The sequence below is a fragment of the Azospirillum brasilense genome, from assembly GCF_005222205.1.
GTDB lineage: Bacteria > Pseudomonadota > Alphaproteobacteria > Azospirillales > Azospirillaceae > Azospirillum > Azospirillum brasilense_G.
Genome location: NZ_CP032345.1, coordinates 2,419,156 through 2,441,662 on the forward strand (window position 1 = coordinate 2,419,156; position 22,507 = coordinate 2,441,662).

Here is a 22,507-nt window from a genome sequence, read left to right on the forward strand (position 1 = left end):
CTTGGGTATCAGGCGCGCAGGGCGGTGAAGGCGCCGGTGCGGATCACCGCGTCCTGCCCCTCGCGGGCGTTGATCGCACCTTGGCCGAGACGCTCGGCGTAGTCCTTGAAGTAGGTCAATGCCGACTCCTCGATGTATTCGAAGGCGAAGCGGTCAACCGGCTCGATGCCCGCGTCCTTGAGGTTCTGCGACGGGCAACCGCCGATCTTGGCGACGAAGACCGCGGTGCAGTCGTTGATCGCCGACAGCACGCCGCCGAGCGCGTCCTCGTTGCCCGAGCCGCCTTCGCAATACTGGTCGACGCGGCGGTGGCCGACGAACTTGGCGCCCTTCGGACTGACCTCGTAGATCTGGAATTCCTTGGCGTGGCCGAAATGCTCGTTGATGCGCTCGCCTCCCTTGGTGGCGACGGCGATCAGGATCGGCTGCACTTCGGTGCCGACCGTCTCGGCCACGTCGGCCTGTGCTGCGGCCTTGGCGGCGTGGCGCCCGGCGCGCTCGCCCTCGACATGCTCGCGGTAGGTGCGGGCGGCCTCCTGGTCGTACTCCACCTCGCCCATCGCCTCGATCTGGTCGATGGTGAATTCGGACCCGCGGTCCTCGCCCAGCAGGCCGACCGCGTCGGCGCGGCACTGGCGGCAGTGGCGCATCAGCTTGGCCCCGCCCTCGCATTGGTCCTGCAGGACCTTCAGCTCCTGCGCGGTCGGGCCGCGCTGGCCGGTCAGGCCGAAATGCGTGCCGTGCGCCGGGTCGGAGATCAGCGGCATGATGTTGTGCAGGAAGGCGCCCCGCGACTTCACGGCCTTGTTCACGTCCATCAGGTGCTCGTCGTTGATCCCCGGGATCATGACGGAGTTCACCTTCACCAGGATGCCGCGCGACGTCAGCATCTCCAGCCCGAGCATCTGGCGCTCGTGCAGGATCTTGGCGGCGTCCAGGCCGGTCCAGCGTTTGTGGTCGTGGAAGATCCAGGGGTAGATGTGCTGCCCGACCTCGGGATCGACCATGTTGATGGTGATCGTGACGTGGTCGATGTTGTAGTTGGCGATGGTGTCCACATGGTCGGGCAGGGCCAGACCGTTGGTGGACAGGCACAGCTTCAGGTCCGGCGCCTTCTTCGCCAGCATCTCGAAGGTCTTGAAGGTGTTCTTGCCGCCCGCCGCCAGGCTGTCGCCGGGGCCGGCGATGCCGATGACGGAGAGCTGCGGGATTTCCTTGGCCACCGCCATGATCTTGCGGAGCGCCTGATCGGGGGTCAGCTTCTCGGAGACCACGCCCGGCCGGCTCTCGTTCGAGCAGTCGTATTTGCGGTTGCAGTAGTTGCACTGGATGTTGCAGGCCGGCGCCACCGCGACGTGCATGCGGGCGAAATAGTGATGCGCCTCCTCGGAGTAGCAGGGGTGGTTCTTCACCTTCTCCCACACCTCCGGCGCCATGTCGGCCGGGCCGTCCGACGACCCGCAGGAGGAGGACGCGCAGCCGGACGCGGCGGCGGGCGGCGCCTCGGCGGGGGCCTTCAGCTCACCCACGCCCAGGATGCTGTCGAGCGAAATAACGTTGGCCATCGTCCACTCCCTTCCCAGCCGCGCCGTCGGCGCCCTTGGTCAGGTCGATAAAAGCAAGTTCGGGGCCAACCGGTGGAATTGTGGAGTTTCAGATGGTTAGGCGGCTGTGTCGGGCCTGTGGGCCATGTCGGCAATCCGACAAAGGCGGACAAAGCCAAACAATGGCCGACAAACACGCCGCCTGTCGGGGACCTGACATGGTGTCAGGGGTTGCGTCTAAAATCCCCTCTCCCCAGGGAGGAGAGGGTTAAGAAGGCCGACTGCACTGCCCTATGATAACGGGGGTATCACGCGCTCCCCACCTGGAAGGCAAGGACATGGTCCTCATCCGGGCGCAGCGGTTCACCCCCGAAGCCGATCAGGCCGCGGCCGGTCAGCTTCGTCGAATCGCGGCGCAGCAGCAGGGAGGGGGACTCGCCCGTGCGGATGAAGGTGCCGTTGGTCGAATGGTCGGTCAGCAGGAAGCCGCCGCGGCTGAAGTCGATCACCGCGTGCTGGCGCGAGGTGCGGCGCGACGGGATGCGCAGGCCGCAGCCCTCGTCGCGCCCCACCGTGACGCGCGGCAGCAGCGGGGTCAGCGTCGCGTCGGCACCGCGCCCGGACAGGCGCAGGGAGGGCAGGCCGCGCCCGCTGCCGGGCTCGGACAGGGGCAGGCCGACGGTGGCGTTGTCCTCGGCCTCCGGCGTGGCGTCGCCGTCGCGGATCTGGTGGACCCGCACCGGGGCCGCCTTTCCCTTCACCGACACGCTGTTCAGAAGGCGGGCCCGCTTCCGCAGGGCCGGGGAGAGGCGGTCGACCAGATCGTCGCTCGCCAGGATCTCGCCGGGGCGGGCGATGGCTTCCAGCCGGGCGGCGACGTTGCAGGCGTCGCCGTAAAGATCGCCGGGGCCGGCGATCACCGGGCCGAAATGCAATCCGGCGCGCAGGCGCAGACCGAAGTCCCCTTGCCGTTCCATCATGGCGAGCGCGGATCGGGCGGCGTCGTCGCTGGCGGGGAAGCAGGCCAGCAGTCCATCGCCCAGGCTTTTCACCACCGCGCCGCCGTTCTCCCCGACGATCCGGCGCAGACCCTCCAGCACCCGCTGGGTCAGCGCCGCCGCCTTGCGGTCGCCCGCCAGTTCATAGAGCAGCGTGCTGTCGGCGATGTCCACGAAGAGGAGCGCGAGGGGCTTTTCCATCTCGTGCAAAGGCCCGAAGCTGGAGGTTGCGGGAGGCGGGGCACAGCGTAAAGCCGGTGTTCCACTGTCATATCACAACCGTTCGTAACGGTTACAGGGGGCTTGGGAGCCGCCGGCCGCGCCGCTGTCGTGCCACGGCCAAAGCGCCGACCGGTCCTCGGCGGAGGTGTTGATCGATATCTTTTTCCCTCATAGGATGCATAGCGGGCGTTGGCCGCGGTGGGAAGCGTGCCGCCGCCGGCATTGCCATTCAAGGGAGAGGACCATGACGGTGTCCGGCGTCGCATCCACGGCCCCTTCGCTTCCGCTCCCATCCCGATCGCCACCGGCAACCTCGGCGTCGCCGGAGGCGGCCGCCACGAGCGGCGGTGCCGCGTCCGATCGCGTGGCGCTGAGCGGCTTGGGCGGGGCGCTTCGCGGCGACGGATTGACCGCCTTCGGTGCCCTGTCGGACGCCCAGCGTCAGCGGTTGGTCGATCTCGTCGACAGCGGGAAGATCAGCGGCGAGACGGTCAACGACGCGCTCACGCAGCGGCTGAAGCAGGCCCGCGTCAGCGCCATGGGCGCGACGCAGCGCATGTACAACAACGATCACGCCGATCTTTTCTTCGATGAGGCGGCCAGCGTCGACGATCTGCGCGGTGCCTTGTCCCAGACTCTGGCCCGGCGGTCGTCGCTGATGGACAAGCTGACCGCGGCGATGGGCGAGGATGAACGGGCGGCGGCGTCGAACGATCTGGCGGCGCGGACGATGAACCCGCTCCTGGCGAAGGACCGGATGGGGATGTCGCGCCACATCATGCCGGGCTTCTTCTCGATGGACTTTGCCGATTCCCGCCTGAATTCCACCAAAAAGCAGGGGGATGCCACCTACAGCCTGAAGGCGTTGGGCGTCGATCTCGACGCGATCGACAAGGCGCTGCGCAAGACCGGCGAAGAGGACGCCGCGGCCATCCTGTCGGAGCGGGCAGGCTTGCCGACCTCCCGAAAGGTCGCGGCCGATCAGGACTATTCGGTGGACGACGCCCTGGTCAAGCCCCTGACCGCGCCACCGGGCGCTTCGCCGCCGGATGCCAGCGACTACCCGAATCCCCTCGACTACGGCAAGAAGCTGCGCGAGTTTCTGCAGGCGTCCGTCGCGAACCTGCGCAAGGTCGGTGAACTGGGCGGGCACACGGTGTATCAGGTCGACCGTCCCGACCATATCCAGCGCCCCCAGGGCCTCCCGACGCCTTCACCAGCGGGCGTCGCCGCTGCTCAGGGGCAGCCGGTGGATCGCGCGTATATGATCGGTTTGGCAACCCGTTACTGATTGGCCCGTTACCGATCGGCCCATCATTGATCGGCCCATCATTGACCGGAAGGGGAGCGCGGGCGCCAAGTGACGCCCCGTCCCTCAGAAGCGCTTGATCTCGATGTTGTACTTGCGCAGGGCGTAGCTCACTTGACGGGTCGTCATGCCGAGGAGGCGCGCGGCCTTGGCCTGCACCCAGCCGGTGCGCTCCATCGCCCAGAGCAATCGGTCGCGCAGCGATCCCGACTCCGGCTCGTCCAGCGGCACATCGGCGGCGGGCGGCGGGGCGGCGTTGGCAGCCGATGCGGGCGCGGGAGCTACGGCGGCCGGCGCGCTCGGCTCGGGCAGGGGCAGCGGGATCAGCGGGACCGGAACCACCGGCTGGGCGGCGCCGCAGACCGGCGACGGCCCGGCGGAACAGCCCGACGCGCAGGCCGGCCACGCGCCGCCGCCGGCACCCACCGGTTCCGGCACAGGAGTCGGGATGGCAGGGGGCTTCGGCGCGTTGGCCGGCGCCGGACCGCCGGGGCGTCCGGGAGGAACGCGGTTGACGGCCCCCGGCCCCATGGAGGGGGCGAGCCCGCCGACCGACGCGCCCAGCGTTCGGTACTGGAACAGGACCGAGGAGTTGCAGAGGTTCAGGCTGCAGGACAGGGACTCGGTGCGGATGACGCCGTCGCGCGACTGGGTGGCCGCGCGCTCGATACAGTTCTCCAGCTCGCGCACGTTGCCGGGCCAGGTGCAGCGGTTCAGCACCTCCAGCGCCTCGTCCTCCATGACGAGGGTCATGCCGTTATCCTTGGCGAACTTCGCCACGAAATGGCGGGCCAGCGGGCCGATGTCCTGGCGCCGTTCGCGCAGCGGCGGCAGATGGATCGTCACCACGTTGATGCGGAAATACAGGTCGGCGCGGAACTTGCCGTGGCCGACCGCTTCCTCCAGGTTCAGGTTGGTGGCGCAGATCAGCCGGACGTCGGTCTTGATGGTCTTGGACCCGCCGACCCGCTCGAACTCCTGCTCCTGCAGCACGCGCAGCAGCTTGGCCTGGAAGTTGGGCGAGATGTCGCCGATCTCGTCGAGGAACAGCGTGCCGCCCGACGCCAGCTCGAACCGGCCCTTGTGGTCCTTCTGCGCGCCGGTGAAGGCGCCCTTCTCATGGCCGAACAGCTCCGATTCCAGGAGCGATTCGGGCAGGGCGGCGCAGTTCACCCGGATGAAGGGGGCGTCCTTGCGCGGCGACATGTTGTGGATGGCCCGCGCGATCAGCTCCTTGCCGGTGCCGCTCTCGCCGCGGATCAGCACGGTGGACTTGAAGGGCGCCACCCGGTGGACCTGGGCCATCACCTCCAGCATGTTCGGGCTGGTGCAGACCACGTCATTGATCGGGGCGGCGATGGGCCGCAGCTCCTTCTGCATGCGGAAGGTCTCCCGCATCATGAAGCGGCGCTCCTCGGCCACGGTGCGGTGCAGCCGCACGGTCTGTCCGATCAGGTTGGCGACCATGGTCAGGAAGCGGACGTCGCTGCCGAAATGGCCCTGCGGCCCTTCGTCGGAAATGCGATCGATGGTCAGCACGCCGACGACCACCCCCGCCGCCTTGATGGGCACGCCGACCAGCGAGGCCACCTGCTCGTCCAGATCCTCGCGCCCGCCGGTGCGGTTGAGGAACAGCGGTTCCTCCGCCAGGTTCGGGACGACGGCGGGCATGCCGGTCTTCAGGATGCGGCCGGTGATGCCTTCACCGTCGCGGAATTCGATCTGCGCCGCGGCCTCGTTCGACAGGCCGTTCGCGGCGACCAGCCGCAGCACATTGTCCTCGCCGACCAGATAGACGCGCCCGCGGTGCATCTGCAGCTGGTAGGCCAGCGCGCGAAGCACCTCGCGCAGGGTCTGCTGGAGGTCGAGAGAGGAACCGAGGATCTTGCTGACCTCATAAATGGTCAGCAGCTCCAGGTTCGACGTGGACTGGCGCATTGCACCCGGCATGATCGACACCCCCTGCTCAACCGGGACTCCGGACGCCGCGCGCCAGCGCGCTCGTCGATCCGATCCCGGCACGGCGCCTTGAACCGTTCCTCCCGGGGTGGGGTGTGCGCTCGTTGCTGATCGGCGCCTTTGACCACCGGTGCGCCCGCCGCGCGTGCTTCCGTGACAAGCCGTTCGCGCTGCGGACTGTCGAAAGTTTCGGAAACTCTCGGTCGAAAGGCAAGCCCTTTTGCATATCAGTTGCTGCGGCGCACAATGACTTATGGCTGCGGCAGAACGGCGCAACCCTTGAGATAACTGGAATTTCCGCCCGCGATGAACTAATAACTGACTGGTCAGTAATATTTTCTCCACCCTGGAGGACGGCATGCCGGAGGATGATCCCGCCGTTCCGCGCTGGCGCCGCCGCAAGCAGGCGCGCCCCCGGGAGATCGTCGACGCGGCCCTGACCGTCTTCGGCGAGCGCGGCTTCGCGGCGGCCCGGCTGGACGACGTCGCGGCGCAGGCCGGGGTCAGCAAAGGCACGCTCTACCTCTACTTCCCGAACAAGGAGGAGCTGTTCAAGGCGGTGGTCCGCGAGGCCATCCTGCCCAACCTGGACATGGCCGAGCGTCTGCTGGCCGGGGCGCAGGGGCCAAGCTTCGCCGTGCTGGAAACGCTGCTGACCCTCTTCGCGACGCGCATCCTGAAATCCCGCGCCGGCGCCATCCCCAAGCTGATCATCGCCGAGGCCGGAAATTTCCCCGATCTCGCCCGCTTCTATTACGACGAGGTGATCCGCCGCGCCTTCGCCCTGCTGGCATCGGTGCTGGAGCGCGGCATGGCGCGCGGGGAATTTCGCCGGGTGGACGTCGATTCGACCGTCCGGCTGATCGTCGCGCCGATGCTGATGAGCGCGCTGTGGCGCTCCTCCTTCGAAGCGCTGGAGGGGCGCCCGCCGGACGTCGCGGCTCTGCTGGCCGCCCATCTCGACGCGCTGCGCCGGACGCTCGCGCCGGAGGGAGGGCCCCCGTCATGAGCTGGATCGCCGAAACGCTGGCGGCGGCCCTGTCCGTGCTCGGGCTGGGCGGCGGGGACGCCGTGCCGCTGGCCCACGGTTATGCGGAGGGCGAGTATCTGCGCGTCGCCGCCCCGGTGGCCGGGACGCTCGACACGCTGGCGGTGACGCGCGGTGGGCGGGTGGAGGCGGGCGCGCGCCTCTTCGCGCTCGACCGCACCAGCGCGCGGGCGGAGCGCGACCGGCTGGCCGCCGCGCTGGCGCAGGCGCGGGCGCAACTGGCCGACCTGCGGACGGGCAAACGCCCCGACGAGCTGGCGGTGGTCGCCGCCCAGCGTGCGCAGGCCGAGGCGGCGCTGCGCTATTCCGAAGCGGAGCTGGCGCGGCAGCAGACGCTGGTGGCGCGCAAGGTCAGTTCCGACGACCGGCTGGACGCCGCCCGCGCGACCCGCGACCGGGACCGCGCGCGGCTGGAGGAGCTGACCGCGCAACTGGCCGTCTCCAACCTGCCGGCCCGCCCCGACCAGATCCGCGCCGCCGAGGACGCCGTGGCCCAGGCCGGGGCGGCGCTGGCCCAGGCGGACAAGCGTCTCGCCGAGCTGGCCCCGTTGGCGCCGGAGGCGGCGCTGGTCGAGGACACGCTGTTCAATCCCGGCGAATGGGTGCCGGCGGGCGCCCCGGTGGTCTCGCTGCTGCCGCCGACGAAACGGAAGCTGGTTTTCTTCGTCCCGGAGCCGCTGATGGCCCGCGTCCGTCCGGGTGACCAAGTGACGGTGCGCTGCGACGGTTGCCCGCCCGGCCTGACGGCGCGCGTGACCTACGTGGCGCCGCGGGTGGAATACACCCCGCCGGTGATCTACAGCGTCGGCAGCCGCGAGAAGCTGGTCTTCCGCGTCGAGGCGCGGCTGGAGGACGGGGCGGCGCTCAACCCCGGCCTGCCGGTGGATGTGGAGTTGCCGCCATGATCGGAGACGCCGTCATCGACGTGCGCGGTCTGGTCAAGCGCTTCGGCGCCAAGACGGTGGTCGACGGCTTCTCCATCCGGGTGGGGCGCGGGCAGATCTACGGCTTCCTGGGACCCAACGGGTCGGGCAAGACGACGACCATCCGCATGCTCTGCGGGCTGCTGACGCCCGATGCGGGGGAGGGGACCTGCCTGGGGCTCGACATCCGCCGCGAGAGCGCCGCCATCAAGCGGCAGGTCGGCTACATGACCCAGAAGTTCAGCTTCTGGGAGGATCTGAGCATCGCCGAGAATCTGGATTTCGTCGCCCGCATGTACGGGCTGCCGGACCGGCGGCAGAAGGTCGCCTCGGCGCTGGAGCGGTTGGGGCTGGGCAACCGGCGGGCGCAACTGGCGGGCGAGTTGTCCGGCGGCTGGAAGCAGCGTCTGGCGCTGGCCGCCTGCATCCTGCACGAGCCGAAGCTTCTGCTGCTCGACGAGCCGACCGCCGGCGTCGATCCCAAGGCGCGGCGGGAGTTCTGGGACGAGATCCACCGGCTGGCCGGCGACGGGCTGACCGTGCTGGTCAGCACCCATTACATGGACGAGGCGGAACGCTGCCACGCCATCGCCTACCTCGCCTACGGCCGGCTGATGACCCAGGGCAGCGTGGAGGAGGTGATCGCCACCTCGGGTCTGATCACCTACGAGGTCGGTGCGCGCCGGGCGGGCGGGGTGGACATCGGAAGCGTCGCGGCGGCGTTGCGCGACCGTCCGGGCGTCGAGATGGTCGCCGCCTTCGGCGCCCGGCTGCATGTCAGCGGCGGCGATGGCGCGGAACTGGAGGAGGCGTTGCGCCCCTGGGCCGCCGACTTGGACCTGCTGGTGCGGCGGACGGAGCCGACCTTGGAGGACGTGTTCATCCACCTGATGAACCGCAGCACGGACAACTTCGCATGACCGCGCCGGCGGAAGGACGAATGCCATGACGCACTTTTCCTTCGCGCGCTTCGTCGCGGTGATGGTGAAGGAGTTCATCCAGATGCGGCGTGACCGGCTGACCTTCGCCATGATGGTGGGGGTGCCGGTGCTCCAGCTCGTGCTGTTCGGCTTCGCCATCAACTCCGACCCCAAGAGCCTGCCGACCGCCGTCCACGCCGCCGACTCGAGCCCCTTCGCGCGGACGCTGGTGTCGGCCATGGCGAATTCCGGCTATTTCGACGTGACCCGCGCCGCCGCCAGCCCGGCGGAGCTGGACCGCCTGCTGGCGGAGGGGCGGGTGCAGTTCGCCGTCACCATTCCCGCCGGATTCGCCCGCGACCTGCAGCGGGGCGGGCGGCCGGTCCTGCTGGTCGAGGCCGACGCGACCGACCCGGCGGCGACCAGCAACGCGCTGGCCGCCCTCTCCACCCTCGCGCGGCAGGCGCTGGACCCCGACCTGACCGGGCCGCTCGCCCATCTGCGCTCCACCCCCGACCCGGTCGAGCTGCGGGTCCACCGCCGCTACAATCCGGAGGGCATCACCCAATACAATGTGGTGCCCGGCCTGATGGGCGTCGTCCTGACCATGACGATGGTGATGATGACCGCGCTGGCCGTCACCCGCGAGCGGGAGCGCGGGACGATGGAAAACCTGCTGGCGATGCCGGTCCGCCCGTTCGAGGTGATGCTGGGCAAGATCGTGCCCTTCATCCTGGTCGGCTACATCCAGGTCGTCATCATCATCCTGGCGGCCCGGCTGCTGTTCGGCGTGCCCATCGTCGGCAGTTTGGCCCTGCTGTCGGCGGTGCTGGTGCTGTTCATCGCCGCCAATCTGGCGGTGGGCTTCACCTTCTCCACCGTGGCGAGGAACCAGCTTCAGGCGATGCAGATGTCCTTCTTCTTCTTTCTGCCGTCGATGCTGCTGTCCGGCTTCATGTTTCCCTTCCGCGGCATGCCCGGCTGGGCGCAGGCGGTGGGGGAGGTCCTGCCGCTGACCCATTTCCTGCGCATCGTCCGCGGCATCCTGCTGAAAGGCAACGGCCCGGCGGAAATCGCCGGGGAGGTGGCGGCGTTGCTGATTTTCCTGGCGGTTGTCACGGTCGTCGCGCTGAAACGCTACCGGCAGACCTTGGACTGAGCAGTAAACGGGGGCCGGGCGTGGCCCTTCAGCCTTGTCGCCAAGTCGAATTCGGTTGTGACATGAGCGTGAGCCTCACCTTTCGTTAAGAAACATTGGCTCTAATCTTCCCCGATTGGCGGTCCGTGGGGGAAGATGATGCGGCGCTTGGCGGCTGGTCCGACGGTTGCAATGATCGCGGCGGTTCTGATCGCCGCCGGATTGGCCGGACCGGCCGAGGCCGGATCCCACAAGAAGAGGAAGCCCGCACCGCCGGCTCCCAATTCCATCGCCTGGAGTCAGGTGAGCGGCCCCGCCCTGGGGCCGGCCCAATCCATCGGCGGCTACGCCGCGGGTTGCATCACGGGGGCGCAGGCCCTGCCGGGGGAAGGCACCGGCTATCAGGTGATCCGCATGTCCCGCCAGCGCTACTACGGCCATCCGGAGCTGATCGACTATCTGAAGGGCTTCGGGCGGAAGGTCGCGGCGGCCGGGCTGGGGACCGCGCTGATCGGCGACATGGGGCAGGCGCGCGGCGGTCCGATGAGCTTCGGCCACGCCAGCCACCAGATCGGGCTGGACGCCGACGTCTGGCTGCGCCTCGACCACCCGCCGATGGGGCGCAACGCGCGGGAAAGCCTGACCGAGATCAAATACGTCGATTACGGGCGCGTCCGCGTCACCGAGGACTGGTCGGAGCGGCAGGCCCAGCTCGTCCGCATCGCCGCCAGCGACCCGCGGGTCACCCGCATCTTCGTCAACCCGGCGATCAAGCTCGCCATGTGCCGCCATTCCTGGCCGGATCGCGCCTTCCTGCGCAAGCTGCGGCCCTGGCACGGCCATGACGGGCACATGCACATCCGGCTGGGCTGCCCGGCGGGAAGCCCGCAGTGCGAGGACCAGCGCGACATTCCCGACGGCGACGGCTGCGGCGACGAGGTCGCATCCTGGCTCGGCTCCGTCTACCCGGTGGTGGAGAGGCACAACGGCAAGCCGCAGCCGCGCCACGTCAACATGCCGCCCGCCTGCACCCCGGTGCTGCGCGCCGCCGGGACCCGGGTCGCCGCCATCGACGATCCGCACGCGGAGAAGGCGTTACGGTAATGTGACGCAGGATTTTGCGCTTGCACGAACGGAGCGCCCGGATACTGTGAAAGTCGGAATGAATTCGTCCGGCGGTCCAGGCAACGGGGCAGGCGCGAAGGCGATGAGCGATAACAGCGGACACGATCACGCGGGCGCTCCCCGCATCACGCTCAAGACCCGCCTTCACGCCTGGTGGGAGGGGTACGACCTCTCCGGCCTGAAGGGCAAGGGCGGGGAGGAGGACGGCAAGCCGCCGCCCGCCGCCGCTCCGGCCCAGCCCGCCGCCCGGGGCCATGGCCCCGGCGTGAACCGCTGGGGCAAGCCGCTGTGGAGCGCCACGCGGATCGAGGTGGCGGAGAAGCTGTGGGGCGAGGGCTTCAACACGCCGGGCGGCCACGACCACATCCCCTATCTGGTGAAGCCGCTCGGCCTCAACCCGGCGATGAGCGTGCTGGACCTGTCCGCCGGGCTGGGCGGCACCAGCCGGACCATGGCGAGCAAGTACGGCTGCTGGGTCACCGGGTTGGAGGCGTCGGAGCTGCTGGCGAAGGAGGGGATGATCCGCTCCTTCAAGGAAGGGCTGGAGAAGAAGGCTCCGATCGAAACCTACGATCCGGAGAATTTCAGCTATTCCAAGCGCGTGGACGCCATCGTCTACAAGGAGGGGATGTTCTCCGTCCGCGGCAAGGACCAGCTGTTCGACGGGATGGAACTGGCCCTCAAGCCGCGCGGCCATCTGCTGATGACCGATTACGTGATCGACCCGGCGCTGGCCGGGGCCAAGGCCGTCCGGATCTGGTGCGACAAGGAGCCGATGCAGCCCCATTTGTGGTCCAAGGACCAGATGGCCGCCGCCTTCGCCCAGCGGAACCTGGACCTGCGAATCGCCGAGGACATCACCGACACCCACCGCGGCCTGATCGTGAGCGCCATCCAGGGGTTGGTCGAGCATCTGGAGCGCCACCATATGGACCACGAGACCAAGCTCGCCGTGATGGACGAGGTGGAGCTGTGGGTGCGCCGCGTGTCCGCCATCGAGGCGGGGATGCGGGTGTGTCGTTTCTACGCGCTGAAACCGGCGGAGTAGCGTCGAAACGGCCGTATCCTGCGGGAAACGCAACCGCGACGGGGGCCGTTGACAGCGGGGGTGCGCCGCACTATGGTGCGCGCCTTCGATCGAGCCGCCGACCGACCAGGATGAAGAACTATGAAGATCGTTAACTCTCTCAAGTCGATGAAGACGCGCCACAAGGCCTGCCGCGTGATCCGCCGCAAGGGCCGCGTCTACGTCATCAACAAGCAGAACCCGCGCTTCAAGGCCCGCCAGGGCTGAGACCGGCGGCCGGGTCCGCCCGGCCGACGAGTGCTGTGTTGTTGAACGCGACGCCGCGCCGTTCCCTTGGGACGGCGCGGCGTCGCGTTTTGGTGCGTCCGGACGCTGGTCAGTCCTGCAGGCGCGGAAACACGCCGCCAACGGCAATGCAGTACTGCAGGCCGGGAGCGGGCGACTCCAGCGTCGGCAAAGCGAATTCCTTTTCCCCATCGCCGCCGTAGGTCGTGCCGATCAGCGAGAAAAGCGCGATGAAATGGTTGACCGAGAGCCGACGCCCATCCGCCGGCAACCACCCGAGGGGCAGCCGGGCGTAGGAGAACAGGCGGATTTCGCCGATGTAGACATCGATCTCGGGATTGCCGGGGTGCATTCGCTTGTCTCCGTTTTGTAGCGTTCGCAAGGCATGGACTGTCAGCCGGCGCGGCGCGCCGCGGTTCTCTTTGTATCGGTTGCCGTAAAAATGGCAATCCAGACATCGGCTTTCCGCGAAGGTTGAGAGGCGCGAGTCCACCGACGGCAGGGCGGAACGCAAGCGGGGGCTGGCATCGCCCCCCGTCCGATGTTACCTGTGGAAGGGAACGCCGCGGGAACAATCCGGGCGACGGACCATGGGGGAGGACGGCCGACCATGCGGATGCCCGCGCCCGACGACGGCGTCATCGCGCGCCGCCGCGAGATCATCGCAGCGCTGCGGGCCATCGTGCCCGGCGAGGGGGTGATCGCCGATGAAAGCGAACTGCGCGCCTATGAATGCGACGGGCTGACCGCCTACCGTCAGCTTCCCATGGTCGTGGTGCTGCCCAGCACGGTGGAGCAGGTGAGCCGGGTGCTCAGGACCTGCAAGGAGATGGGGGTGAAGGTGGTGCCGCGCGGCGCCGGCACGTCCCTGTCGGGCGGCGCGCTGCCGCTGGCCGACGGCGTTCTGCTGGGGATGGGCAAGTTCAACCGCATCCTCGACATCGACTTCGCCAACCGCTGCGTGGTGACCCAGCCGGGGGTGACCAACCTCGGCATCTCCACCGCGGTGGCGCATGAGGGCTTCTATTACGCGCCCGACCCCTCCAGCCAGATCGCCTGCACCATCGGCGGCAACATCGCCGAGAATTCCGGCGGGGTGCATTGCCTGAAATACGGGCTGACCACCAACAACGTGCTGGGGCTGGAGATGGTGCTGATGGACGGCACCATCCTGCGGCTGGGCGGCAAGCACCTCGACTCCGGCGGCTACGACCTGATGGGCGTCGTCACCGGCTCCGAGGGGCTGCTGGGGGTGGTGACCGAGGTGACGGTGCGCATCCTTAAGAAGCCGGCCACCGCCCGCGCCGTGCTGATCGGCTTCCCGACCAGCGAGCAGGGCGGCGACTGCGTGGCGGCGATCATCGCCGCGGGCATCATCCCCGGCGGCATGGAGATGATGGACAAGCCGGCCATCCACGCGGCGGAGGATTTCGTCCACGCCGGCTACCCGCTGGATGTCGAGGCCCTGCTGATCGTCGAATTGGACGGCCCGGCAGCGGAGGTCGACCACCTGATCGAGCAGGTTGCGGAGATCGCGCGGTCCAAGGGCTGCTGCTACTCCCGCGTCTCGACCTCGGAGGAGGAGCGGCTGTCCTTCTGGGCCGGGCGCAAGGCGGCCTTCCCGGCGGTGGGGCGCATCAGCCCCGACTACTACTGCATGGACGGCACCATCCCGCGCAAGGCGCTGCCCCTGGTGCTGCACCGCATGCAGGAGATGTCCGACCGCTACGCCCTGCGGGTCGCCAACGTCTTCCACGCGGGCGACGGCAACCTGCACCCGCTGATCCTCTACGACGCCAACAAGCCGGGCGAACTGGAGCGGGCGGAGGCCTTCGGCAACGACATCCTGCGCCTGTGCGTCGAGGTCGGCGGCGTGCTGACCGGCGAGCATGGCGTGGGGGTGGAGAAGCGCGACCTGATGACCGACCAGTTCGACGAGGTCGACCTCGACCAGCAGCAGCGCATCAAATGCGCCTTCGACCCCGACGGGCTGCTCAATCCCGGCAAGGTCTTCCCCAAGCTGCACCGCTGCGCCGAGCTGGGCCGCGTGCACATCCACAAGGGGGAGCTGCGCTTCCCCGACATTCCCCGTTTCTGAGCCCCCGCTTCTGAGGCCACCCGCATGACCGTGACCACCATCAAGCCCGACTCGGCGGCCCAGGCCGCCGACGCGGTGCGCTGGGCCTTATCGGAAGGGACGCCGCTGGACGTCGCCGGTTCGGGGTCCAAGCGCGGCCTCGGGCGTCCGATCCAGACCGCCTGCACCCTCGACCTCTCCGGCCTGTCCGGTGTCATCGCCTACGAGGCGGAGGAGCTGGTGCTGACCGCCAAGGCCGGCACGCCGATGGCCGAGATCCTGCCGATGCTGGCGGAGCGCCGGCAGCAGCTCGCCTTCGAGCCGCAGGACCTCGGGCCGCTGTTCGGGCAGCCGGAGGGGCAGGGGACGCTGGGCGGCGTAATCGCCAGCGGGCTGGCCGGGCCGCGGCGCATCAGCGCCGGCTCCGCCCGCGACCACACGCTGGGCATCGAGGGGGTGAACGGGCGCGGCGACCTCTACAAGGGCGGCGGCAAGGTGGTGAAGAACGTCACCGGCTACGACGTGCCCAAGCTGATGGCCGGGTCCTTCGGCACGCTGACCGTCCTGACCGAACTGACGGTGAAGGTGCTGCCGGCGCCGGAGGATGGCCGGACGCTGCTGCTGGCTGGGCGTGAGGACACCGCAGCAGTGGCGGCGCTGACCGCGGCGCTGCAGAGCCCCTACGATGTGTCCGGCGCCGCCCATCTGCCGGCCGCGGTGGCGGCGCGCTCGCAGGTGCGGGCGATCGCCGGGGCGGGCGGGGCGGTCACGCTGGTGCGGGTGGAGGGCTTCGGCCCGTCCGTCACCGCACGTGTCGCCGCGCTGAAGGACGAGCTTGGCGCCGACGCCGTGCTCGACCTGGACGAGTCGCGGGCGGTGTGGAAGGAAGTCAGGGACGTGGCGTATTTTGGGCCCACTCCCTCCCCTGCGTCAGCGGGGGAGGGCCGGGGTGGGGGCGACGACTCCCGCCACGTCTGGAAAATCTCCGTCCAGCCCTCCGAAGGGCCGCGCGTGGCGGAGTCGATCCGCTGGGCGCTCGACGCGGAGCTGTATTTCGACTGGGGCGGCGGTCTGATCTGGGCGGCGGTGGCGCCGACGCCCGACGCCGCCTCCGCGATCCGCGGCGCGCTGGGCACCGCCGGCCACGCGACTCTGGTGCGCGCGCCCGAGGACGTGCGGATCATGGCGGAGGTGTTCCACCCGCTGCCCGACCCGGTGATGGCGCTGAGCCGCCGGGTGAAGGAAAGCTTCGACCCCTGCGGCATCCTGAATCCCGGCCGCATGTACGCGGGAGTGTAAGCCATCCATGCAGACCAACTTCACGCTCACCCAGCTCGCCAACGCCGATTACCGGGATTCCGAAGCGATCCTACGCAAGTGCGTCCATTGCGGCTTCTGCACGGCGACCTGCCCGACCTACGTCCTGCTGGGCGACGAGCTGGACAGCCCGCGCGGCCGCATCTACCAGATCAAGGACATGCTGGAGAAGGGCGGTCCGCCCACCGAGCATCAGGTGAAGCACATCGACCGCTGCCTCTCCTGCCTGTCCTGCATGACGACCTGCCCGTCGGGCGTCAATTACATGCATCTGGTCGACCACGCCCGCGCCCATATCGAGGCGACCCACGCCCGCCCACCTGCCGACCGCGCCATCCGCGATCTGCTGGCCCGCGTGCTGCCCAACCCGCGGCTGTTCCGTCTGGCCCTGATCGCCGCCTGGTTCGGCAAGCCCTTCGCCGGGCTGCTGCCGGGGCGGCTGGGCGCGCTGCTGGCGCTGGCGCCGAGGTCGGTGCCGGGGCCGAGCCACAGCGACCGTCCAGGCAGCCATCCGGCGGTCGGGCCGCGCCGCAAGCGCGCCGCCCTGCTCGTCGGCTGCGCCCAGCAGGTGCTGGCCCCGCAGATCAACGAGGCGACCATCCGCCTGCTGAACCGCCACGGGGTCGAGGTGGTGGTGGCCAAGGGGGCCGACTGTTGCGGCGCCCTGACCCATCACATGGGCAAGACCGATCTCAGCGACTCCGCGGCGAAGAAGACCATCGACGCCTGGATCGCCGAGATGGACGGGGAGGGGCTGGACGCCATCATCGTCAACACCTCGGGCTGCGGCACCACGGTGAAGGACTATGCCTACCAGTTCCGCGAGGATGCGGAATACGCGCCCAAGGCGCTGCGCGTGGCGGCCATCGCCCGCGACGTGACGGAGTTCCTGGCGGAGATTGGTCTGTCCGATCCGGTGATCGAGACGGGGCAGGCCATCGCCTACCACTCCGCCTGCTCCATGCAGCACGGCCAGCGCATCAAGGACCCGCCGCGGACTCTGCTGCGCGGCGCCGGCTTCGAGGTGAAGGAGATCCCGGAGGCTCATCTCTGCTGCGGCTCCGCCGGCACCTACAACATGCTCCAGCCGGAGATCGCCGTGCAGTTGCGCGACCGCAAGGTGCGCAACATCGAAAGCACCAAGGCCGCCGCCATCGCCGCCGGCAACCTCGGCTGCATCACCCAGATCGCCACCGGGACCGGCCTGCCCATCGTCCACACGGTCGAGTTGCTGGACTGGGCGACCGGCGGCCCGAAGCCCGAGGCGCTGAGGGACAGCCCGGACTTCGCCGGTCCCGCCCAGGCGCCGGGTGCTGCGCCGCGCGCCGCAGAGTAGGTTGCCGGGAACCCTCTCCCGTCCCGGGAGAGGGGAGGGGCCCGCGCGAAGCGTGGGAAGGGTGAGGGGGCCGGCAATGGGCAGGCACATGATCCTTGAATGGACCCTCACCCGGCGCCTTCGGCGCCACCCTCTCCCGGGGCGGGAGAGGGCCCCCGCACTGTGTGCCGGCCTCCAACACCGACCCACTTGGACTTTTCGCGCCGTATGGCTAGGTTGGCGCCAACGGGACGATGAGGCGCTCAGTGGACAGCGGGTTCAAGGACGACAGCGACGGCGGTTACGGGATCGGGCGGCGGCTGTCGGCCTGGGGGGTGCACGCCTTCACGGGCAGCGGCGTCGTGCTGGGGCTGCTGGCCCTGCTCGCCGCGGTCAACGGCGAGGCCAAGGCGTGCCTGGGCTGGTTGGGGCTGGCGCTGGTCGTTGATGGGGTGGACGGCACGCTGGCCCGCCGCGCCTCGGTGAAGGAGGTGCTGCCGGGCATCGACGGGTCGGCGCTCGACCTCGTGATCGACTATCTGACCTACGTCGTCGTCCCGGCGGTCTTCCTGTACCGCTTCGGCCTGCTGCCCGACGGGTTCGGCGTGGCGCTGGCCGCCTTCATCATGATGACCTCGCTCTACTGCTTCTCCAACACCGGGATGAAGAGCGGCGACAACTACTTCGTCGGCTTTCCGGCGATCTGGAACGTGGTCGCGCTCTATCTGTGGCTTCTGGCGCTCGACCCGTGGGTCAACACCGCCGTGGTGCTGGTCCTCGGCCTGCTGACCTTCACGACGGTGAAGTTCCTGCATCCCTTCCGGGTGCGCCGCTGGATGCGCCTGAACCTTCTGGTCAGCGGCGCGTGGCTGGCCTCCAGCGCGGCGCTGGTGGTCCTGTATCCGGACCGTCCCGACGCCGTCTGGTATGTCTGGCTGGCCAGCAGCGCCTATTACGCCGCAATCTGCGCGTGGCGGACGCTGCGCGGGCCGGCTGAGGCTTAAGGGGCGCCTCAGGGCTTCCCTCAGGGCTTTTCGGGAGCGGTCTCCCGATTGATGTCGTCCTTGGCGTCGCGGGCCTTCTGCTGGATGGCCGCGCCGGCGTCCTGCATCATGCGGCCGGCCTCGGCGCCGATGCCCTTGGCGGCCTCGCCCACGCGCTCCGCGGTCTGGTCCACCGCGCGCCCGATCTCCTGGCCGGTCTTTTCCGCCGACTGCTGGTCGTCGCAGGCGGCCAGCAGCGGCAGGGCCAGGAGGGGAAGGGCAAGGACGGCGGTGCGAATCCCGTTACGACGAGCCATGGGATGGTCTCCACAGTTGATCCATGGAGGCGTAACGGTTCACGGGGGCGTTTGGTGCCCGCTTTCCATCAAAAGGGGAGCCTTCCTCAAAAGCGGTAGGAGGCGGTGATGGCGACCACCGGCCAGAAGCGGGCGGCGCGGATCGAATCCTCCACCTCGCGGCGCTGGTCCTCCAGCACGGCGGCGATGGCCGGCGTGGTCGCCACGCCGGGGGCGCTCAGGCTGACCCGCGGCTTGCCCTGGAACAGCACGCCGAGATCCACGCCGACGCTGAAGTTGGGGCTGAACACCGTGCCGTTGTAGCCGATGCCGGCATAGGGGGCGAAGCGGTCGAACTTGGCCTCGCCGTCAAGCTGGCCGGCCTGCTGCGGCGTGACCACCACCCCGCCGAAGCTGCGCGGGCCGGACAGGGTGCCGGTCAGGTCGGCCTTGTTGTAGTTGATCCGCGCGCCGCCGCTGATGCGGAAGCCGGTGCCGGCGACCGGATAGAGATCGAGCACCGCGCCGAAGCTGCGCAGCTTCACGTCCAGGTTGTAATCGACGCCGGAGATGCCGCGGTCGGTGCTGAAGGTGAACATGTTGCCGCCCAGGCGCAGCCCGAACATCGGATTCACCCGGTAGCCGGCCTCCAGCCCCAGACCCAGCGTGCTGGCCTGCGCGCCGACATGGAAGGGGGAATCGACCGGACCATCCATGGTCTGGGCGGTGGCGGCGGAGGCTCCGGCAGCGGCGAGGGCGAAGGCGAGAAGGGCGGCGGTGCGCATGCGGCGTTTCCCCTTGAGGCGTCTCGATCGAGCGGGGAACGCGGACCAACCGCAAAAGTTGCGGCCGGCGTGGGGCGCCGGCCGCGTTTCAGCTAACTGTGGCCAAACCGCCACAGCGACAGGGGTGTGACCTTGCTTAGAACTGGTCCTCGCTCAGCGCCATGACCGTGCGGTGGGCGGTCAGGATCGGCAGCAGCAGGCCCGGCCCCTGGGCCAGGATCTGCTCGGCGTAGAAGCGGGCGGTGACCAGCTTGGCTTCCAGGAAGGGCGCGTTGGCGCCGGGCTGGCGCAGCCCCTCCAGCGCCTTGGCGGCGGAGCGGGCGAGCATCCAGCCGCCGGCCACCGTGCCCCACAGCTTCAGATAGTTCACCGCCCCCGCCGCGGCGGCGCGCAGGTCGCCGTCGGCCTGGGTCTTCACCACCCAGGCCACCGCCTGCTCCAGCGCGTCCAGACCGGCGGACAGGTTGGTGCGGATGGCCTCCATGTCGTCGCCGGGGATGCTCTCCAGTTCCGCCACGGTGGCGCGCATCTCGGCGATGAAGGTCCGGGCCGACTCGCCGCCGTCGCGGCCAGTCTTGCGGAAGGTCAGGTCGTTGGCGTGGATGCCGTTGGTGCCCTCGTAGATCGGGGTGATGCGGGCGTCGCGGTAATGCTGGGCGGCGCCGGTCTCCTCGATGAAGCCCATGCCGCCGTGGATCTGCACGCCGGTCGAGGCGACGTCGCAGCCGATGTCGGTGCTCCACGCCTTCACGATGGGGGTCAGGATGTCCACGCGGGCGGTGGCGGCGGCGCGCACCGCGGCGTCCTCGTGGTGGCGGGACACGTCGAGCTGGGTGCCGGCGTAGAGCGCCAGCGCGCGGGCGGCCTCCGTCTTGGCGCGCATATCCAGCAGCATCCGGCGCACGTCCGGGTGGCGGATGATGGCGACGCCGGAGCCCTTCGGGTCGGCCAGATCCTTGCTCTGCACGCGGCCCTTGGCGTAGTCGCGGGCCTGCTGGTAGGCGCGCTCGGCGATCGCCACGCCCTGGATGCCGACGCCGAGGCGGGCGTTGTTCATCATGGTGAACATGTATTCGATGCCGCGGTTCTCCTGGCCGACCAGGAAGCCGACGGCGCCGCCGTTGTCGCCGAAGGCCATGACCGCGGTGGGGCTGGCCATGATGCCCAGCTTGTGCTCCAGGCTGGCGCAGCGCAGGTCGTTGCGCTCGCCCGGCGTGCCGTCCTCGTTCGGCAGGAATTTCGGCACGATGAACAGGCTGATGCCCTTGATGCCCGGAGGCGCGTCGGGCAGGCGGGCCAGCACGAGATGGACGATGTTGTCCGTCAGGTCGTGCTCGCCGTAGGTGATGAAGATCTTCTGGCCGGTGATGCGGTAGGTCCCGTCGTCGGCCCGCACCGCGCGGGTGCGTACGGCGGCGAGGTCGGAGCCGGCCTGCGGCTCCGTCAGGTTCATGGTGCCGTTCCACTCGCCGGCGATCATCTTCGGCAGATAGAGCGCCTTCTGCTCCGGGCTGGCGTGCTCGGTCAGCAGATCGACGGCACCCTGGGTCAGCAGCGGGCACAGGCCGAAGGACAGGTTGGCCGCCTGCCACATCTCGTTCACCGCGAAGGCCACGGTCCAGGGCAGGCCCTGCCCGCCATAGTCCGGCTCGAAGGGCAGGCTGTTCCAGCCGCTCTCGATGAACTGGCTGTAGGCGTCCTTCCAGCCGGTCGGCGTGCGGACCACGCCGTTCTCCAGCACCGAGCCTTCCTTGTCGCCGACCCGGTTCAGCGGGGCGAGAACGCCGGAGGCAAACTTGCCGGCTTCCTCTAGCACGGCGTCCACCAGATCAGGGGCCGCCGAATCGCAGTTCGGAAGCGCGGCGACCGTTTCGAGGCCGACCACCTCGTTGAGGACAAAGCGGAGGTCATCGACCGGAGCGGTGTAGGGAATCATGGATGGAGCGGCCTCCCGTGACCCGATTGTGCGTGCGTTTCTGCGTGCCCGATTGCGCGTGAACACGCCTTGGGCGGTTTACGTGCGCGTCACCATACCGTACCGAATGGTGCATGGCGAGCCTCACTGTCGGACAGGAATATTGGCATCTGGGTTGCGGTGCGAACAGCGCGCCTGCGACGCAGGAGAGGGCGCCAGACTTGGCATCGCGGTTGCAAGAGTGGGGCAGCACCGCTCACAGGGGTTCCTCCCATGACCATCGCCTCCGCCCTTGCCCGTCAGGCCGAATCCGCCGTTCAGGCCGCGAAGACCAGCCGCGGGCCGGAGACTGTCGAGGCGGCGGTCCGCAACGCCAGCGCCAAGACCGGGGTCGATTTTTCCTACCTCATGGAAAAAGCTGCCGTGGAGAGCGGGTACCGGACGGACGTGAAGTCCTCCTCCTCCTCGGCGACCGGGCTCTACCAGTTCATCGACAGCACGTGGCTGGCGACGATGCGCGACCATGGTGCGGACCACGGCTACGCCAAATACGCCAACGCGATCCAGACGCGCGGCGACGGGCGCCCCTACGTCACCGATCCCGACCTGAAGCGCGAGATCCTGGACCTGCGCAAGGACCCCAACGCGTCGGCCCTGATGGCCGCGGAATACACCCGCGACAACAAGGAGTATCTGGAGGACACGGTCAAAGGGAAGGTCGGCTCCACCGAACTCTACATGGCGCATTTCCTCGGGGCGGGCGGGGCGTCGAAGTTCCTGAACGCCATGCAGGACAACCCCAACCGCGCCGCCAAGGAGCTGTTCCCCGACGCCGCCTCGGCCAACAAGGCGGTGTTCTTCGACAAGGACACCGGGCGGGCCAAGTCGCTGAAGGACATCTACGACCGCTTCGCGACGAAGTTCGCGGAGTCGCCCAACGCCGACTTCGCCCCGGCCCAGACCGCCATCGACCGGGTGCGCCGCCAGGACATGCCGGACGGCTTCACCACCCAGGTGCCCAGCATGCCGCAGAAGGCGCTGAACGGCACGCCGCTGTCGATCTACCATGTTCTGGCCCTGAACGCGCTGGAGACGCCGGACGAGGTGGACAGCATCTCCGGCAGGCCCGCGCGTGGCCGCCGCCCGGACGGCGAGGACAAGGACAACCGCCGCATGCGCGACCAGCCGGTCCGCACGGATCAGAACGAGCACACCGGGCTGGGCCTCGGGCTGGGCCTGTCCAAGGTGGTCGGGCAAGGGACGGCCGCTGGGGCTGCGGCTGGTACGGAGACAAGCAAGGCGGCTTGATCGGCTGACGTCC

General features: G+C 69.1%; 20 protein-coding genes. 13 read left to right on the forward strand and 7 right to left on the reverse strand.

Annotated elements, in window-relative coordinates; all coding sequences use genetic code 11:
* Positions 1 to 8 precede the first annotated feature (8 nt).
* Together nifB and D3869_RS11605 are read right to left on the reverse strand one after the other, a co-directional pair.
* The gene (gene nifB / locus D3869_RS11600; protein ID WP_137140163.1) at positions 9 to 1,565 is read right to left on the reverse strand and encodes a nitrogenase cofactor biosynthesis protein NifB; all 1,557 of its coding nucleotides are present in this window, start codon (positions 1,563 to 1,565) and stop codon (positions 9 to 11) included.
* A gap of 287 nt (positions 1,566 to 1,852) precedes the next feature.
* A complete protein-coding gene (locus tag D3869_RS11605; protein ID WP_137140164.1) occupies positions 1,853 to 2,743 on the reverse strand; it encodes an adenylate/guanylate cyclase domain-containing protein in 891 nt (296 codons plus the stop codon).
* A 265-nt stretch (positions 2,744 to 3,008) separates the two neighbouring features.
* Here D3869_RS11605 and D3869_RS11610 point away from each other — a divergent pair, with 265 nt between their 5' ends.
* Complete coding sequence (locus D3869_RS11610; RefSeq protein ID WP_137140165.1) at positions 3,009 to 4,055, forward strand: hypothetical protein; 1,047 nt, start codon at positions 3,009 to 3,011, stop codon at positions 4,053 to 4,055.
* Between the two features lie 84 nt (positions 4,056 to 4,139).
* On the opposite strand, the gene nifA is transcribed toward D3869_RS11610, so the two are convergent.
* Complete coding sequence (gene nifA, locus D3869_RS11615) at positions 4,140 to 6,023, reverse strand: nif-specific transcriptional activator NifA (RefSeq protein ID WP_137140166.1); 1,884 nt, start codon at positions 6,021 to 6,023, stop codon at positions 4,140 to 4,142.
* A gap of 367 nt (positions 6,024 to 6,390) precedes the next feature.
* Between nifA and D3869_RS11620 the strand changes: the two genes are divergently transcribed.
* The 7 genes from D3869_RS11620 (at position 6,391) to ykgO (ending at position 12,480) form a co-directional block, all read left to right on the forward strand.
* Complete coding sequence (locus D3869_RS11620; RefSeq protein ID WP_137140167.1) at positions 6,391 to 7,041, forward strand: TetR/AcrR family transcriptional regulator; 651 nt, start codon at positions 6,391 to 6,393, stop codon at positions 7,039 to 7,041.
* Complete coding sequence (locus D3869_RS11625) at positions 7,038 to 7,985, forward strand: HlyD family secretion protein (RefSeq protein WP_137140168.1); 948 nt, start codon at positions 7,038 to 7,040, stop codon at positions 7,983 to 7,985. Before D3869_RS11620 ends, D3869_RS11625 begins: the two co-directional genes overlap by 4 nt.
* Positions 7,982 to 8,923, forward strand: a complete 942-nt coding sequence (locus tag D3869_RS11630) for an ABC transporter ATP-binding protein (protein WP_137140169.1) — start codon at positions 7,982 to 7,984, stop codon at positions 8,921 to 8,923. Before D3869_RS11625 ends, D3869_RS11630 begins: the two co-directional genes overlap by 4 nt.
* Positions 8,924 to 8,948: 25 nt before the next feature.
* Positions 8,949 to 10,082: an ABC transporter permease gene (locus tag D3869_RS11635; protein ID WP_137140170.1), complete on the forward strand. Its 1,134-nt coding sequence runs from the start codon at positions 8,949 to 8,951 to the stop codon at positions 10,080 to 10,082.
* 171 nt (positions 10,083 to 10,253) lie between these two features.
* Entirely contained in the window at positions 10,254 to 11,165 is a 912-nt protein-coding gene (gene mepA, locus D3869_RS11640) for a penicillin-insensitive murein endopeptidase (RefSeq protein WP_247895631.1), read from the forward strand.
* A gap of 103 nt (positions 11,166 to 11,268) precedes the next feature.
* Entirely contained in the window at positions 11,269 to 12,234 is a 966-nt protein-coding gene (locus tag D3869_RS11645; RefSeq protein WP_137140171.1) for an SAM-dependent methyltransferase, read from the forward strand.
* Positions 12,235 to 12,354: 120 nt separating this feature from the next.
* Positions 12,355 to 12,480, forward strand: coding sequence for a type B 50S ribosomal protein L36 (ykgO, locus tag D3869_RS11650; RefSeq protein ID WP_012973122.1), 126 nt, complete (start codon positions 12,355 to 12,357; stop codon positions 12,478 to 12,480).
* A 109-nt stretch (positions 12,481 to 12,589) separates the two neighbouring features.
* Here the strand turns inward: ykgO and D3869_RS33440 are convergent, their stop codons facing one another.
* Positions 12,590 to 13,012 (reverse strand): phage tail protein, encoded by a 423-nt coding sequence (locus D3869_RS33440; protein ID WP_211114940.1) that lies wholly within the window; start codon positions 13,010 to 13,012, stop codon positions 12,590 to 12,592.
* A gap of 96 nt (positions 13,013 to 13,108) precedes the next feature.
* Between D3869_RS33440 and D3869_RS11660 the strand changes: the two genes are divergently transcribed.
* The 4 genes from D3869_RS11660 to pcsA all read left to right on the forward strand — a co-directional run bounded on the left by D3869_RS11660 (position 13,109) and on the right by pcsA (position 18,211).
* On the forward strand, positions 13,109 to 14,596 hold the full coding sequence (locus D3869_RS11660) for an FAD-linked oxidase C-terminal domain-containing protein (protein WP_137140172.1): 1,488 nt from the start codon (positions 13,109 to 13,111) through the stop codon (positions 14,594 to 14,596).
* Positions 14,597 to 14,620: 24 nt separating this feature from the next.
* Positions 14,621 to 15,874: a glycolate oxidase subunit GlcE gene (gene glcE / locus D3869_RS11665; protein WP_137140173.1), complete on the forward strand. Its 1,254-nt coding sequence runs from the start codon at positions 14,621 to 14,623 to the stop codon at positions 15,872 to 15,874.
* Positions 15,875 to 15,881: 7 nt separating this feature from the next.
* Entirely contained in the window at positions 15,882 to 17,228 is a 1,347-nt protein-coding gene (gene glcF, locus D3869_RS11670; RefSeq protein WP_137140174.1) for a glycolate oxidase subunit GlcF, read from the forward strand.
* A gap of 245 nt (positions 17,229 to 17,473) precedes the next feature.
* On the forward strand, positions 17,474 to 18,211 hold the full coding sequence (pcsA, locus tag D3869_RS11675; RefSeq protein ID WP_137140175.1) for a phosphatidylcholine synthase: 738 nt from the start codon (positions 17,474 to 17,476) through the stop codon (positions 18,209 to 18,211).
* A 20-nt stretch (positions 18,212 to 18,231) separates the two neighbouring features.
* Here the strand turns inward: pcsA and D3869_RS11680 are convergent, their stop codons facing one another.
* The 3 genes from D3869_RS11680 to D3869_RS11690 all read right to left on the reverse strand — a co-directional run bounded on the left by D3869_RS11680 (position 18,232) and on the right by D3869_RS11690 (position 21,207).
* The gene (locus D3869_RS11680) at positions 18,232 to 18,507 is read right to left on the reverse strand and encodes a hypothetical protein (RefSeq protein ID WP_014239820.1); all 276 of its coding nucleotides are present in this window, start codon (positions 18,505 to 18,507) and stop codon (positions 18,232 to 18,234) included.
* Positions 18,508 to 18,593: 86 nt separating this feature from the next.
* Positions 18,594 to 19,271, reverse strand: coding sequence for a hypothetical protein (locus D3869_RS11685; RefSeq protein WP_137140176.1), 678 nt, complete (start codon positions 19,269 to 19,271; stop codon positions 18,594 to 18,596).
* A 136-nt stretch (positions 19,272 to 19,407) separates the two neighbouring features.
* Complete coding sequence (locus tag D3869_RS11690; protein ID WP_137140177.1) at positions 19,408 to 21,207, reverse strand: acyl-CoA dehydrogenase; 1,800 nt, start codon at positions 21,205 to 21,207, stop codon at positions 19,408 to 19,410.
* A 252-nt stretch (positions 21,208 to 21,459) separates the two neighbouring features.
* On the opposite strand from D3869_RS11690, the gene D3869_RS11695 reads away from it, so the two are divergent.
* A complete protein-coding gene (locus D3869_RS11695; RefSeq protein WP_137140178.1) occupies positions 21,460 to 22,494 on the forward strand; it encodes a lytic transglycosylase domain-containing protein in 1,035 nt (344 codons plus the stop codon).
* Positions 22,495 to 22,507: the final 13 nt, after the last annotated feature.

Bases quoted from the DNA above. Each gene is read 5' to 3' on its own strand.
- nifB (WP_137140163.1), bottom strand. From the start codon at position 1,565: ATGGCCAACGTTATTTCGCTCGACAGCATCCTGGGCGTGGGTGAGCTG.
- D3869_RS11605 (WP_137140164.1), bottom strand. From the start codon at position 2,743: ATGGAAAAGCCCCTCGCGCTCCTCTTCGTGGACATCGCCGACAGCACG.
- D3869_RS11610 (WP_137140165.1), top strand. From the start codon at position 3,009: ATGACGGTGTCCGGCGTCGCATCCACGGCCCCTTCGCTTCCGCTCCCA.
- nifA (WP_137140166.1), bottom strand. From the start codon at position 6,023: ATGCCGGGTGCAATGCGCCAGTCCACGTCGAACCTGGAGCTGCTGACC.
- D3869_RS11620 (WP_137140167.1), top strand. From the start codon at position 6,391: ATGCCGGAGGATGATCCCGCCGTTCCGCGCTGGCGCCGCCGCAAGCAG.
- D3869_RS11625 (WP_137140168.1), top strand. From the start codon at position 7,038: ATGAGCTGGATCGCCGAAACGCTGGCGGCGGCCCTGTCCGTGCTCGGG.
- D3869_RS11630 (WP_137140169.1), top strand. From the start codon at position 7,982: ATGATCGGAGACGCCGTCATCGACGTGCGCGGTCTGGTCAAGCGCTTC.
- D3869_RS11635 (WP_137140170.1), top strand. From the start codon at position 8,949: ATGACGCACTTTTCCTTCGCGCGCTTCGTCGCGGTGATGGTGAAGGAG.
- mepA (WP_247895631.1), top strand. From the start codon at position 10,254: ATGATCGCGGCGGTTCTGATCGCCGCCGGATTGGCCGGACCGGCCGAG.
- D3869_RS11645 (WP_137140171.1), top strand. From the start codon at position 11,269: ATGAGCGATAACAGCGGACACGATCACGCGGGCGCTCCCCGCATCACG.
- ykgO (WP_012973122.1), top strand. From the start codon at position 12,355: ATGAAGATCGTTAACTCTCTCAAGTCGATGAAGACGCGCCACAAGGCC.
- D3869_RS11660 (WP_137140172.1), top strand. From the start codon at position 13,109: ATGCGGATGCCCGCGCCCGACGACGGCGTCATCGCGCGCCGCCGCGAG.
- glcE (WP_137140173.1), top strand. From the start codon at position 14,621: ATGACCGTGACCACCATCAAGCCCGACTCGGCGGCCCAGGCCGCCGAC.
- glcF (WP_137140174.1), top strand. From the start codon at position 15,882: ATGCAGACCAACTTCACGCTCACCCAGCTCGCCAACGCCGATTACCGG.
- D3869_RS11680 (WP_014239820.1), bottom strand. From the start codon at position 18,507: ATGGCTCGTCGTAACGGGATTCGCACCGCCGTCCTTGCCCTTCCCCTC.
- D3869_RS11685 (WP_137140176.1), bottom strand. From the start codon at position 19,271: ATGCGCACCGCCGCCCTTCTCGCCTTCGCCCTCGCCGCTGCCGGAGCC.
- D3869_RS11690 (WP_137140177.1), bottom strand. From the start codon at position 21,207: ATGATTCCCTACACCGCTCCGGTCGATGACCTCCGCTTTGTCCTCAAC.
- D3869_RS11695 (WP_137140178.1), top strand. From the start codon at position 21,460: ATGACCATCGCCTCCGCCCTTGCCCGTCAGGCCGAATCCGCCGTTCAG.